Below are 13033 nucleotides of genomic sequence, written 5' to 3'. Positions count from 1 at the left end.
ATAGTTGGATTTTATTAGAACATCCTGTAATAGTTTAGAATTGAAGGTGCGTTTATGAAAAAATTATCATTATTAAAATACTTTACTTTTTATAGTTTAATAGCATTTTTATTTACTGGATTTTCTCTTATACTGTTTATTAATGGTCATATGGTAAACGATAAAATAAATTCAATGGAACAAATGACACATATATCACTGGATTATATCGTTGAACCTGAACTTTCTTTAACAGATTATAGCACTGCCTTAGCAAACGAAAAATATAGTATGCTAGATATAAAACTTCAGCACTTTATAGAAAGTGAAAACATATTAAGCATTAAAATCTGGAATGCAAACAATTCAGTTATTTACTCAAAGAATAATACTATTATCGAAACAAACGACAGTAATAAAAATAACCTTAATGAGGCTTTTAAAAATAAACAAAATCACTTAATTTCTAAGGACTTGGTGAATGGTAAAACTATTAAAGTTATCAGAATATATTTACCTATTCAAATAAACAATTCTATATTAGGAGTTTATGAAATAATAAAGCCCTATGATGAAATAGATATGCATATAAAACCGGTTATTCGAAATATTTCAATAATAGTTTTTTCTGGACTGATTATATTATATCTACTGCTTATAAAAATCATGTATGATTCGTCAATTAAAATGCTTAAACAGAACGAAGCTTTAATCCATAAATCAAATGATTTAGAAGAAGCTTATTCTAAACTCAATTCCTCTTACAAAAGTACTATATTAGCATTATCAAAGGCAATTGATGCTAGAGATAAATATACTGCTGGACATTCTGAACGTGTAACTAATCTTTCTTTAAAAATAGGTCAAGCACTAAATTTATCTTCTGATCAACTTAATGCCTTAGAAATTGCCGCTTTATTTCATGATGTGGGTAAAATAGGAATTCCAGACAAAGTATTAAATAAAGCTGGAAAATTAACAGATGAAGAATTTAATCAAATAAAAGAACATCCTTCAATAGGTGTAGATATTTTAAAAACTATTGGATTCTTGGACAAGACTCTTCCGATGATATTTCATCATCATGAGAAATATAAAGGTAATGGATATCCTTCAGGTATCAGTGGCGAAGCTATTCCATTAGAATCAAGAATTATATGTGTTGCAGATTCTTACGATGCTATGACCTCTGACAGGCCCTATAGAAAAGGAATGCCTCATACTGTTGCAGTAGATGAACTTATTAAATATAAGGGAATCCAATTTGATCCTCAAATAGTTGATGCATTTTTACAAATTAATATTAAAGAATAAAATATAAAAAACAAGGAAACTATTTTTAGTATCCTTGTTTTTTATTTAATAATCATATTATTTAATTCTAACTTATTGATTATCAAGAACTGATTACTAAAAGTATACTTAGAAATTTTTATTTTTTGCACTGCAACAATCTTTTTTGCTGTTATTTTTGTTATTAGAATTACCTCTACAACATCCTAACCCTAATTTTGGCATTGCAAATATCACCCCTATAAATACTAGTATTGATACTATTGTTCCCAATTCACCACTACCTTTTCTTTTTCTTTATACGTATTATATATAATAAGTATAAAGATTTTATGTAGAATGTATTATTAATAACAAAGATAATTATTTTACCAAATCTCAAATAACTCCTTCTATATAATGATATAACAAACTCTAATTTTTCGAAAAAATAGAGTTTATTTATTTAGTAAAATTAAAAATGATAATAATTATCAAAGCTACATAAAATCTTCATATATTTTTTATATAATGTTATTAATCATGATAATTCTTATAGAAAGGAAGATTTACTATTTCGTATTTTACATTGAAGCTTTATGAGATACTAGGATTATTAAATACATTTTTAAGTGATCCAATAATGAATTTTTCTAGAAGTTCAACTATTCCCATATTAGGTGTTTTTTTAATTGGAATTCTTGGTTCAACTGCTCCATGTCAACTTACTACTAATCTTGGAGCTATAGGTTATATTACAAAAGAGAGTACAAATATTAAAAGACTTTGTAAGAATACCTTATGGTATACCTTAGGTAAACTAACGATATTTTTGTTTTATGGAGTATTGATAATATTATTCAAATTCAATATCCAAAGTTCATCAATACCTTTCTTTAGTTTATTTAGAAAACTTATGGGACCCGCTATAGTAATTATTGGATTATATATATTGGGTCTTTTCAATTTAAAAGGATCCATTGGAAATTCTCTTATATCTAATGTTAAAAATTTCATTCATAAATTTAGGACATTTAATTCATCTTTTATAATGGGCTTGTTATTTTCACTAGCTTTTTGCCCAACTTTATTTTGGCTATTCTTTGGAATTATTGTTCCTTTGAGCTTTAAGTCTTATTTAGGTATCATTTATCCTCCAATCTTCGCACTAGGTACCTTGATGCCAATGATGTTAATGCTATTACTAATATTTATAGGAAAAGCCAACTTAAAGTCAAACATAAAACGTTATAATAAGCTTCAGAAATTTATGAGGCATTTTGGTGGTCTTCTACTTATAATTTTTGGATTAATAGATAGTTTAATATATTGGTTTAGTTAAATATTACTTAATGTCTTAATTTAAATTCGAGGTGATTTACTTTTGAAAGATATATCAATTTTATTAGCTTTTTCGGCAGGTTTACTATCGTTTTTATCCCCTTGCGTGCTTCCACTTGTTCCTGCATATATAAGCTATTTAACAGGTTCTTCTATAGAAGAATTAAAGAATGGTAAAACCAAACTTTTTACTTTATATAAATCTTTTGGGTTTGTATTAGGATTTTCTATTATTTTTATTCTAATGGGAGTTTCAATAACCTCTCTTGGTAAATTATTAATTACTCATAAAGATTTATTTAGAAAAATTGGAGGAACTCTTATAATTGTTTTCGGTCTACATACAATTGGAGTTTTTAAAATAAAATTATTTTATCGTGAAAAAAGATTTTTGTATTTTGATAAAATTAAAGGTCCCTTTAGTTCAGTAATCATGGGAATGGCATTTGCTACTGGTTGGACTCCTTGTATTGGTCCAATTCTATCATCTATATTAATCTACGCAACAAGTATGGACTCTATAGGCAAGGGCGTTGTCCTTTTAATAATATATTCTATCGGACTTGCTGTTCCATTTATCCTAACTGCCCTGGCCATAGAAAGCTTTACCGAACAGTTTAAGAAATTTTCAAAATATTTACCTACTATATCGATAATAAGTGGTATTTTAATGATAATAATGGGTATTATGATTTTTACGAATAAGCTAGCAATATTAAGCCAATATACAAGTTTTATTAATTTTTAATGAAGGAGAAAATATATGAAAAAATCAGTACTAATACTTATTACTTCTATTATACTAGTTGGTGTTTCAATTTATACGGTGAGCACCTACATTTCATCACCCTCTGAAAATAACACATCCGCAGAAGGTGCTGGCAATAGCATAACAAGTCAGAGTAATTCTAATAATGAATCTACTAAACCAATTGGAATAAATCCAAGCGTTACTAAAACAAAAGCTATTGACTTTACGTTAAAAGATCTAGATGGGAATGAAGTATCTTTGAGTAGTTTAAAAGGTAAAAAAGTATTTCTTAATTTCTGGGCGACTTGGTGCCCTCCATGTAAAGCAGAAATGCCTGAAATAGAGAAACTATATCAAGAAACTAAAGATAGTGATCTAGTTATATTAGCGGTCGACATAGGTGAAAATTTAAATACTGTAAAGCCATTTATTGATGAAAATAAATATAATTTTAAAGTGCTATTAGATTCTGACCAAAGTGTTGCAACACAATATGGAATTTCATCAATTCCTACCTCATATTTTATTGATACTGATGGAAATATAATTTCTAAACATGTTGGTGGGATGAATATCGAGCAAATGAAAGCCTATATTAAAACTTTAGATAAATAAATAAAAGATTACATTTTTTTATTTATCTCTAGCATCTATTAAAGCCAGATAAATAACTTATCTGGCTTTATTACGCATATCATATACATTTCACTATTGTTAAGCAATATCGCTATTAAAAATAACAGTTTTATTTTTACCATTTTTCTTAGCATTCAAAAGCGCTTTATCACATGCCTGTATTACCTCTTCAATGTTTTCACCATCAATGGGATGCGCCGATACCCCTAAAGAAATGGTTATTTTAAGGAAAGGCGAATTATCGATAGAGCTTACATTATTTCTAATTTTCTCAGCAACAATAAAGGCCTTTTCTTTATCACAATCTTTTAATATTATTACAATTTCCTCTCCACCATATCTATATGTTCTATCATTTTTTCTTACACTATTCTTAATAGCTTTACTAACGTCTCTTAAAACTTCGTCCCCAACATGATGTCCATATTCATTATTAAAATTTCTAAAATTGTCTATATCTATGAATACCATGGCATATTTCTCGCAATCAGCTATGTTCTTGATGTCTTCATTAAATGCTCTTCTATTAAATAATCCAGTTAATTTATCTATTTTTAATTCCTTTATTAACAGTTCGTTAGTTTCCTTAATAAGGTTATATTTTGAATATATCCTTAAAAATGATATATAATACAGTAATCCAAAAATAAACGCTGCAACTATACAATGCATTAGGTTTATATTATACCCATGTAAAATTACCTTACTTAATATAACTGCGTTTAATATACTCAAAATTAAAATGTTTATAAATATCTCTACTTTAACTTTATACTTCACAACTACCTCCAATAAAAAATGTCTTCAAATTACATTTATTATAACTGATAAATTGTAGGAATGCATCCTTATTTTTCAACTAGTTCTATATTAGATTGTTAAATAATTTAACTTTCAGTATGGTTTTATTATTTAAAATCAAACTAAAATAATTTAATTTCTTAATAATAAAAATCTCTTAATCTGCATTTTGGGCGCGTATTCTTCAGAATATATATTGTAATATTGTAACCCATATTAATAATTATTTTTTCATTAGGCATTTTATCTTATCTATAAATTATTATTAAGTAATTATAAAGTTAATTTAATATTAATTCAAATATAAGATAAAAACAAAAAGCTCAAGTCTTATCTTTTATAAAATACTTGAGTCTTCTACATACATTTCAAATTATAGAACCTTCTAAGAGTAGCACAAAATATATGTCAGAGTTATTTATAATTACTTATAATATTTCGTCTTTATATAAAAATAAGTCTGTACCCCCTTCATTTGATAACTTATCATATCATCCTCATGAAGGTTGCACAGACTACTCTACACTCTTGCCTTTTAAATCACAATATTAAACTTCTTCAATTCCTACCACATCATATCCTGCATCTTCAATAGCTGATTTTATTGTCTCATCAGTAACATCATCACCTATTTCAGCAGTAGCGGAATTTTCCTCTAAACTTACTAATATATCACCTGCACCAATCTCTTCAAGTGCTTCAGCAACATGGCTTACGCAATGTCCGCAGCTCATACCTTCAATTAATATTTTCTTTTTCATTTTCATTTCTCCTCTCAAATTTTAATATATCTTAATGGCCTTGAAACCTTTTAAGCGATTTATAGTTATTAATTCTAAACTAAAGGTTTAAAAGTCTTTAGTCTAAGAGCATTTAATAATACAGAAACAGAACTAAAACTCATTGCAAGTGCCGCAATCATTGGATTTAATAGCGGACCACCAAAAGCATATAATATTCCCATTGCAACAGGTATCCCAAGTGTATTATACCCAAAAGCCCAGAATAAATTTTGCTTTATATTTCCTATAGTTTTCTTACTTAGTTGAATCGCTGTAGGAACATCCATCAAATCGCTTCTCATTAAAACTATATCAGCAGATTCAATAGCTACATCTGTACCTGAACCGATAGCAATTCCCATATCAGCTTGAGCTAATGCTGGAGCATCATTTATTCCATCTCCAACCATAGCAACAACTTTGCCCTTATCCTGAAGGCTTTTTACTTCTTTAGCTTTATCATTTGGTAATACTTCTGAAATAACTACATCTATACCTACTTCCTTAGCAATGGCATCTGCTGTTCTCTTATTATCACCAGTTAACATTGCAACTTCTATACCCATTGAATGTAATTTTTCTATTGCTTTTTTACTGCTTTCCTTAACAGTGTCTGCTACCGCAATTATTCCTTCTAATTTATTATCAATTGCAACATACATTGGTGTCTTTCCTTCTGAAGCTAACCTATCTGATTCTTCTTCTAAAGATTCAAGTTCTATTTTTTTATCAACCATTAATCTTCTGTTGCCTAATAAAATATTTTTTTCATCAATATTAACTTCAATTCCTTTTCCTAAGATAGCTTTAAAATTCTTTGTAGATTTAAATTCTATTTTTCTTTCTTCAGCTGATTTTACGATTGCTTCTCCGAGTGGATGTTCAGATCCCTTTTCTCCACTAGCAGCAATTTGTAGTAGTTCATTTTCTGATAAGTTTCTTGATATTATATCTGTTACTTTTGGTTTTCCTTCAGTAATAGTTCCTGTCTTATCAAATACAATTGTTTTAACTTTGTGAGCAGTTTCTAATGCTTCACCACTTTTAATTAGTACACCATTTTCTGCACCTTTACCTGTTCCAACCATAATTGCTGTTGGAGTAGCTAATCCTAATGCACAAGGACACGCTATAACTAAAACGGCGATAAAAATAGTTAACGCAAATGTAGGCGACTCACCAAGAACATACCAAGTAATTGAAGATATTAATGCTAATCCTATTACTACTGGAACAAAATATCCAGAGATTACATCAGCCATCTTAGCTATTGGTGCTTTTGATCCTTGAGCTTCTTCAACTAACTTAATAATTTGAGATAGTGCAGTATCTTTACCAACTTTTTTAGCAACATATTTAATTGATCCATTTTTGTTTATACTAGCTCCAATTACCTTAGACCCCGCAGATTTTTCTACTGGTATACTTTCACCAGTAAGCATCGATTCGTCTATAGAAGTCATTCCCTCTATTACTTCTCCATCAACAGGAAGCTTTTCACCTGGCTTAACAAGAATTACATCCCCAACTTCAACTTCATCTATTGGAATTACAACTTCTTTACCATTTTTAATTATAGTTGCTGTCTTAGGCACAAGTCCCATAAGCTTTTTAATAGCTTCTGATGTTTTTCCTTTAGTTACTGACTCTAAATACTTCCCTAATGTTATTAATGTCAAGATTGTAGCAGCTGATTCAAAATATAAATCATATGCATAATCTACATTTCCTATAAAAATTTGATATATAGCAAAAAGACCATATATAAATGCTGCCCAAGATCCTATTGAAATTAATGAATCCATATTAGGACTTCTCATAACTAAAGCTTTAAATCCGACTTCAAAAAATCTCATACCAGCTAACATTACAGGTGCTACTAAAACAGCCTGAATCACCCCATAATTTGTCGGATTGCTCATTGGATCTATAAACTCGGGTAACATATAGCCTAACATATGTCCCATTGTAATAATTAATAGCGGTACTGTAAAGATTAACGAAATTATAAATCTTCCCCAAAGTTTTTTTATTTCCAGTTCCTTTTTTTCCTTATCAGTATCAACTGATGTTTCAGCTTCACTAGCTTTGTAACCTGCTTTATCTATTGCTTTTTTTATATCTGAAATTGTCAACATAGAAGGTTCAAAAGAAATAGAAAGTTTTTCTGTAGCTAAGTTAACACTAGCTTCAACAGTCCCCTCTAATTTTTTTACTGCTCTTTCAACTGCTCTTGAACATGCTGCACAAGTCATTCCCTCTATCTTCAAAGTAGCATTTGTAGCATCATTCAAAGCATTATATCCTGCTTTCACTATAGCAGCTTTTATTTTTTCTAAATCAGACTTTCCTTCATCAAAAGTAACACTTAATTTTTCTGTAGCAAAATTTACATTTGCTTCAGTAACACCATCTAACTTTTTCGCTGCTCTCTCAACAGCTTTAGCACATGCTGCACAGGTCATTCCTTCTATTTTAAGTATTTTATTTCCCAATTAATATTTACCCCTTTCTAAAACATATTATTTTATTAAATAACCTTCTATGAATTTTATATATAGGGCTCCATTTTGATAGCTTAACATATATAATTTTTAATCTTGCAGAATGTCAAGTATTTTTTGTATTTTATAAGTTAGATTATCATTGTAGAACCCTTTATTTTATAACTCTATGATAACCTTATTTTATGTAGAAAATATGAAGATTAATTTGTAAAATAGATATATATTAGAGTTTTTCCTTAATTTTTTGCATTAAACCATAAATTTGTTTGTACAAAAGGTCTATTTATAAATTCAGGTAAAAATAAATAAGAGAGAAGATATGAGTTAGTTATCCCATTTTCTCTCTTATATCTATATATAAATTATTTCTACATCATTGACATTCCACCGCCACTAGACATGCTGCTTCCACCAGACATACTAGAACCGCTATTCATTTGTTGTTGTAATTGATTGATTTGCATTTCTAGCTGATTTAATTTTTGAATTATCATTTGTGTCTCATTCATTGGCATAGCACTCGTTGATTGCATGTTTGCATTATTAGAAGGCATATTACTCATTTGAGACATTCCTCCCATACCACTCATCATACCCATTCCTCCAGATTGGCTATTTCCTCCCATGGACATCATGCCCATACCACCGGATTGATTGCTTCCACTCATAGGCATCATATTACCCATCATGCCCATGCTGCCTCCTGAAGACATATTTGCAGTATTCTGCATTCCCATTGAATTTGCCATATTTGCTCCACTTGAAGATATAAAAGAAAGAACTATCATTGAAACTATTATTCCAACTAATGAAAATACCGAAAGTCTAAGCCATCTATTCATTATGTATTCCTCCAATTCAATTTTACATTATAAATACTTTGTAAAGTTATTTTTTATCTTGTGTTTCTGTTTCTATAGCTTTATTATTATTTTCTTTATTACCAGTGGTATTTGTAGTATTATTAGTCGAAAATAAGTTTAGATTTAAATTTCCACTTTCATATTGGTTCTTAAAATACATTACGCCAGCAAGTACTAAAGATATAACTAATATAAACATCAATAGTTTTATTAATATCATTATTATACTTGTCATATTTAATATATGATTGTAATACATTCCTCCAGTATTAAACAAACTGCTAAGTAATGTAAAAACAAGTACTAACCCAATTACTGATGCTGTTATTACAGCTACAGCTTTTAAGATTGGGTCCTCATTAACATTTTGCATTAGTTTAGATTCTTTATTTTTTAGGAAATTATCTCGTATCCAAGCAATAACTCCTAAAATCACCAACACAGCTAGCACTATTATTAATAATTTTGTTAATAATAGTAATAACGTAGAAAATGTGCCTCCTAATGAATAATTAGTTCCCATATTCATGAAATTTTCTCCTTTCCGACATTATTTTATTGTATTAATATCTTGTGTACTACTTTATTTATTATTCAAGAAATAAAATCCATTTTCTCTCTTTATTAATGATTATGTTGTGAACTATTTTGTGTTGATTGTGACGAACCAGATGTATTTATACTACTACTTTTACTATGTTCCATACTTCCTTGGGGATCTATTATTGTTAACATTATCATTGATACTAATATTGCTAAAAAAGAATATAACGCAATCTTAAGACATTTATATACATTTTCATTATTTTTTACACCTATCTTATTAGTTTTAGCGGTATTATTGTTTTTTTCAAATCTTATCACATAACTAGCAATTTTTAATCCCACTAAACCAAAACCAATTACAAGTACTATTATAAGTATTGCCATATACAGCGAACCAACACTTCCAAGTATACTACTCATACTATCACCTCCATTTATTACTATTTAAACCACGCTATAGCTAAAAATACAGTTCCACCTATTATAAATGGTAACAAAACTACTATAATAATTGTTGTTATATAATGGATATCCTTTAAGTAGCCTTCTTTAGTTTCATGATTCATATTCATGCTAGTCTGTTCTTTTCTAGTAACTAAATCCGATAATTTAGCATTTTTTAAATGCATAGAAGACATCATGTTGCCCATACTTTGCCCCATCATGCTCATAGAATTTTTTAAATTTGCATTGCTACTCCAGTTATATAATAAAGTACCAATTGTTATTGCCATGAAGACAAATGTTAGTTGTAAAAAGTGCAACTTTTTTTTATTTATCATTGCTTTTCCTCCTTATCCTAATCATTAACCCACTCAAAGCACTAATGATTATTAGAGGAATTGTAATATTCGAAGCTATACCAATTATTTTTTTCATAATTGAATCATGTTCAATTGTCATAGATAAACCCATAGTTGAATTATCCATGGCATCCATCATTCCGCTCATAAACTTCATTATATCTCCCATAGAAGGTTCTGGATTAAAATACGATATTAAAATAGAAGAACCTAAAAAGAAAGTTGCCGTACTAGTAAACCAAATAAAAAGTTTGAACCACCATTTTTGCATCATATATTTTATCATTTCCCTTCGTTACTTTTAACAATTAAGACATAAGTCAAAATGAGCTTATTATATTAACTTTTTATTTTTGAATTTTTTGCTCTACTTAATGTTATTTACCACTTTCTTTTTAGCAGGTAAAAGTAGTGCATGACATTTTTTATAAATATGCCAAATAATACTTGCCACCATTAAATAAGTTAACTTTTCATGAACATAAAGCGCAAAAGCTACTGCTGCCATATTAGTTCCCATGCAAACCCAAATTATTGCTCCTGTAATTATAAATATTAATGAAGTTATAAGAACAACAAGACCAAATCCACTTTTTCCAATAATAAACCAAGCAAGTTTTTTATCATCTTTTTTAATAACTCTTATTACTTCATACATGATTGAAACAAATGTTAGAATTACAAAAACAGCTGCAAGTACTCTATGAGTTAGATCTGCTGCTGCTATATTATAGTTTAATATCCATCCATATTTTGCTCCAACCATGGCAAGACCGCTAAATATTAGAAGTAAATAGACAATTGTCCATAGCCAATGCATAATAAAATCAAATTTAACATTCAAATTCTTAACCTCCTCTGCTCTCAATTTTAGGGATTTTGGGTTCTTTTATCATTGTTCACTGAAATATGACTTTTTATATTATTGCTATTTGAACTTGTTTTAGAATTAATAGTTCCTTTTTCATATTGTTCCTTTAAATACATAAAGCAACCAAAAGTTAATGCTATAAACAATATGCCTATTAATAGCTTAACAAGAAATGCCATTAAACTTACTATATTTAATCCCAAATTGGTCCCATTATTATATCCTACAGTCATGACTCCCATATTCATATTATTACTAGTTATAGTAATAATATTTAATATCTCAAAAATAAATGTTACTCCAATTAATAGTACTGCTATCATTAAACTTAATTTTAATGCAGGTGTATTGCTAATCTTATTAAGAACTTCCGTATTAATAATATTATCTTTGTATATTTCTTTTAACCATTTAGTAAGCATTGCAATTACTATTATTAAAAATAGTACTACCAATATCTTTATAAGCAAAACTAACAATTCATTAATTAAACCTTTAAAAGAATAATAATTACCACTACCTGTAATAAATTTGAAAAACAAGTCAAATATAAACGCTCCAATTACAAGTACCAATATACTTTTTAAAAAAGTATTGTTTTTAATGCTCTCATTCATAAATATCACTCCATTTTACAAACTTATATTTTCATATATAAATTTTTTCTATTCTCTTACTTTTCTTTTTAAGACCGAACTGATTGCCCCAAATAATGCTATAAATAAAGTTATAATCATAATCACTAATATTATTTTGAAAATATAAGATAAATTAAATGTTCCTAATGTGAAACCTTGCCCCATATTCATGTTTCCCATTGAGTTTGCATTATTTGCTAAAGTACTTATGTTCACCATTTGATTTGTAAATTCTTCATTTAATTTTGCTCCTGAAAGCAAACCTTGAGCAAGCTTATATATTCCATTATGAAGGTTTTTCATTTCTTCAGTATTATACTCATAAGCAGTACCAGATGAATAAGGATTTACATTCAAAAGACTCGAAGCTTCATTTATCATACTTAGCGCATTATTTAATTTTATTTTATTTTGTAAGATTGTATTATATAGTACACTATAACCTTGATAGTCAACTGGTTCACTCATAGTTGACTGTATTGTTAAATCATTATTCAAATCATCTAAAATCATTCTGCCTTGGGCAAGCTTGAAAATACCGTTATGCAACTGTTCTAATTTATCTTGATTATATACATAGTTTCCTTTAGTTGTCATTTGAGGACTTGTTGCACTTCCTGCTGCCGCATTTCCGTTAGGATAAATATTCACTGTAGTATTTCCTTGTGCTGGCTGCATCATTGGCTGCTGAGTGCCACTTGGCAAAGTAACTTTTGAATAAGGATCAATTGTTATTTGATTAATTGCATCATTAATAGTAGTTGTTATTTGATTTAATTTATCCTTATTTTGTACAGCTTGCGTAGTAAAAAAATTATTATTTTGCATATTATCCATTTGAGATGAGGTATTACCACTGGTATTAGCATTATCAGTCATACCTTCCATATTTCCCATGCCACTCATGTTTCCCATATTCCCCATGTTGCTCATTCCTGATTTATAAATTAAATTCCAGCCCAAAAATCCTACTCCACCTACAATTATTAAAATTAAAACAAATGTTATTAGTCCTTTAAAAATTTTCATTATTTCACTCCCTTTTTAATTTATAACATCCTATAATTTTCAAACTTATTTTTACCCTAATAAATAATATTAATACATATATTATTTTAAAGATTGTATATTAAGCTATTGCTTTTATTTATAAGATATAACAAAGTTTAAGCAGATATACTTTATTGCACTATATGTGTTTTGTAACTTTGTATAAATGTATTTTATATGTGTATATGGTATC

At 28.4% G+C, this 13033-nt stretch carries 16 protein-coding genes; 4 read left to right on the top strand and 12 right to left on the bottom strand.

What is annotated here, in order from left to right:
• The first annotated feature begins 54 nt into the window (after nt 1–54).
• Entirely contained in the window at nt 55–1293 is a 1239-nt protein-coding gene (locus D2A34_RS26135) for an HD-GYP domain-containing protein (RefSeq protein WP_119368317.1), read from the top strand.
• Between the two features lie 108 nt (nt 1294–1401).
• On the opposite strand, the gene D2A34_RS26990 is transcribed toward D2A34_RS26135, so the two are convergent.
• Nucleotides 1402–1545 (bottom strand): hypothetical protein, encoded by a 144-nt coding sequence (locus tag D2A34_RS26990; RefSeq protein WP_182629471.1) that lies wholly within the window; start codon nt 1543–1545, stop codon nt 1402–1404.
• A 295-nt stretch (nt 1546–1840) separates the two neighbouring features.
• Here D2A34_RS26990 and D2A34_RS26130 point away from each other — a divergent pair, with 295 nt between their 5' ends.
• Genes D2A34_RS26130 through D2A34_RS26120 form a run of 3 tightly spaced genes read left to right on the top strand, consistent with a single transcriptional unit; the run spans nt 1841 to nt 3958 of the window.
• Nucleotides 1841–2593 (top strand): cytochrome c biogenesis CcdA family protein, encoded by a 753-nt coding sequence (locus D2A34_RS26130; protein ID WP_119368316.1) that lies wholly within the window; start codon nt 1841–1843, stop codon nt 2591–2593.
• 42 nt (nt 2594–2635) lie between these two features.
• A complete protein-coding gene (locus tag D2A34_RS26125) occupies nt 2636–3340 on the top strand; it encodes a cytochrome c biogenesis CcdA family protein (protein ID WP_119368315.1) in 705 nt (234 codons plus the stop codon).
• A gap of 15 nt (nt 3341–3355) precedes the next feature.
• Nucleotides 3356–3958 (top strand): TlpA family protein disulfide reductase, encoded by a 603-nt coding sequence (locus D2A34_RS26120; protein WP_119368314.1) that lies wholly within the window; start codon nt 3356–3358, stop codon nt 3956–3958.
• A 99-nt stretch (nt 3959–4057) separates the two neighbouring features.
• Here D2A34_RS26120 and D2A34_RS26115 read toward each other — a convergent pair whose 3' ends face one another.
• The 11 genes from D2A34_RS26115 to D2A34_RS26065 all read right to left on the bottom strand — a co-directional run bounded on the left by D2A34_RS26115 (nt 4058) and on the right by D2A34_RS26065 (nt 12819).
• A complete protein-coding gene (locus D2A34_RS26115; protein ID WP_119368313.1) occupies nt 4058–4759 on the bottom strand; it encodes a GGDEF domain-containing protein in 702 nt (233 codons plus the stop codon).
• Nucleotides 4760–5328: 569 nt separating this feature from the next.
• Complete coding sequence (locus D2A34_RS26110) at nt 5329–5541, bottom strand: heavy-metal-associated domain-containing protein (RefSeq protein WP_119368312.1); 213 nt, start codon at nt 5539–5541, stop codon at nt 5329–5331.
• Between the two features lie 74 nt (nt 5542–5615).
• The gene (locus D2A34_RS26105) at nt 5616–8057 is read right to left on the bottom strand and encodes a heavy metal translocating P-type ATPase (protein ID WP_119368311.1); all 2442 of its coding nucleotides are present in this window, start codon (nt 8055–8057) and stop codon (nt 5616–5618) included.
• A gap of 380 nt (nt 8058–8437) precedes the next feature.
• Nucleotides 8438–8911, bottom strand: a complete 474-nt coding sequence (locus D2A34_RS26100; protein WP_119368310.1) for a hypothetical protein — start codon at nt 8909–8911, stop codon at nt 8438–8440.
• A gap of 46 nt (nt 8912–8957) precedes the next feature.
• Nucleotides 8958–9461: a hypothetical protein gene (locus tag D2A34_RS26095; protein ID WP_119368309.1), complete on the bottom strand. Its 504-nt coding sequence runs from the start codon at nt 9459–9461 to the stop codon at nt 8958–8960.
• 95 nt (nt 9462–9556) lie between these two features.
• On the bottom strand, nt 9557–9898 hold the full coding sequence (locus tag D2A34_RS26090; RefSeq protein WP_119368308.1) for a hypothetical protein: 342 nt from the start codon (nt 9896–9898) through the stop codon (nt 9557–9559).
• Between the two features lie 20 nt (nt 9899–9918).
• Nucleotides 9919–10260 (bottom strand): hypothetical protein, encoded by a 342-nt coding sequence (locus D2A34_RS26085; protein ID WP_119368307.1) that lies wholly within the window; start codon nt 10258–10260, stop codon nt 9919–9921.
• Nucleotides 10250–10555, bottom strand: a complete 306-nt coding sequence (locus D2A34_RS26080; protein WP_119368306.1) for a hypothetical protein — start codon at nt 10553–10555, stop codon at nt 10250–10252. The genes D2A34_RS26085 and D2A34_RS26080 overlap by 11 nt, the downstream gene beginning before the upstream one ends.
• A 93-nt stretch (nt 10556–10648) precedes the next feature.
• The gene (locus D2A34_RS26075) at nt 10649–11125 is read right to left on the bottom strand and encodes a cytochrome b/b6 domain-containing protein (RefSeq protein ID WP_119368305.1); all 477 of its coding nucleotides are present in this window, start codon (nt 11123–11125) and stop codon (nt 10649–10651) included.
• A 26-nt stretch (nt 11126–11151) separates the two neighbouring features.
• Nucleotides 11152–11769 (bottom strand): hypothetical protein, encoded by a 618-nt coding sequence (locus D2A34_RS26070; protein WP_119368304.1) that lies wholly within the window; start codon nt 11767–11769, stop codon nt 11152–11154.
• Between the two features lie 48 nt (nt 11770–11817).
• The gene (locus D2A34_RS26065; RefSeq protein ID WP_119368303.1) at nt 11818–12819 is read right to left on the bottom strand and encodes a hypothetical protein; all 1002 of its coding nucleotides are present in this window, start codon (nt 12817–12819) and stop codon (nt 11818–11820) included.
• Nucleotides 12820–13033: the final 214 nt, after the last annotated feature.

Source organism: Clostridium chromiireducens, assembly GCF_003575225.1.
Classification (GTDB): Bacteria; Bacillota; Clostridia; order Clostridiales; family Clostridiaceae; genus Clostridium; species Clostridium chromiireducens.
The sequence above is the reverse complement of the archived record's forward strand: the minus strand, read 5'-3'. Positions and strand labels throughout refer to the sequence as shown.

Coding starts and splice junctions, on each gene's coding strand:
- D2A34_RS26080 (WP_119368306.1), bottom strand. CDS start 10,555: ATGATGCAAAAATGGTGGTTCAAACTTTTTATTTGGTTTACTAGTACG.
- D2A34_RS26120 (WP_119368314.1), top strand. CDS start 3,356: ATGAAAAAATCAGTACTAATACTTATTACTTCTATTATACTAGTTGGT.
- D2A34_RS26110 (WP_119368312.1), bottom strand. CDS start 5,541: ATGAAAAAGAAAATATTAATTGAAGGTATGAGCTGCGGACATTGCGTA.
- D2A34_RS26090 (WP_119368308.1), bottom strand. CDS start 9,898: ATGAGTAGTATACTTGGAAGTGTTGGTTCGCTGTATATGGCAATACTT.
- D2A34_RS26135 (WP_119368317.1), top strand. CDS start 55: ATGAAAAAATTATCATTATTAAAATACTTTACTTTTTATAGTTTAATA.
- D2A34_RS26065 (WP_119368303.1), bottom strand. CDS start 12,819: ATGAAAATTTTTAAAGGACTAATAACATTTGTTTTAATTTTAATAATT.
- D2A34_RS26070 (WP_119368304.1), bottom strand. CDS start 11,769: ATGAATGAGAGCATTAAAAACAATACTTTTTTAAAAAGTATATTGGTA.
- D2A34_RS26095 (WP_119368309.1), bottom strand. CDS start 9,461: ATGAATATGGGAACTAATTATTCATTAGGAGGCACATTTTCTACGTTA.
- D2A34_RS26100 (WP_119368310.1), bottom strand. CDS start 8,911: ATGAATAGATGGCTTAGACTTTCGGTATTTTCATTAGTTGGAATAATA.
- D2A34_RS26085 (WP_119368307.1), bottom strand. CDS start 10,260: ATGATAAATAAAAAAAAGTTGCACTTTTTACAACTAACATTTGTCTTC.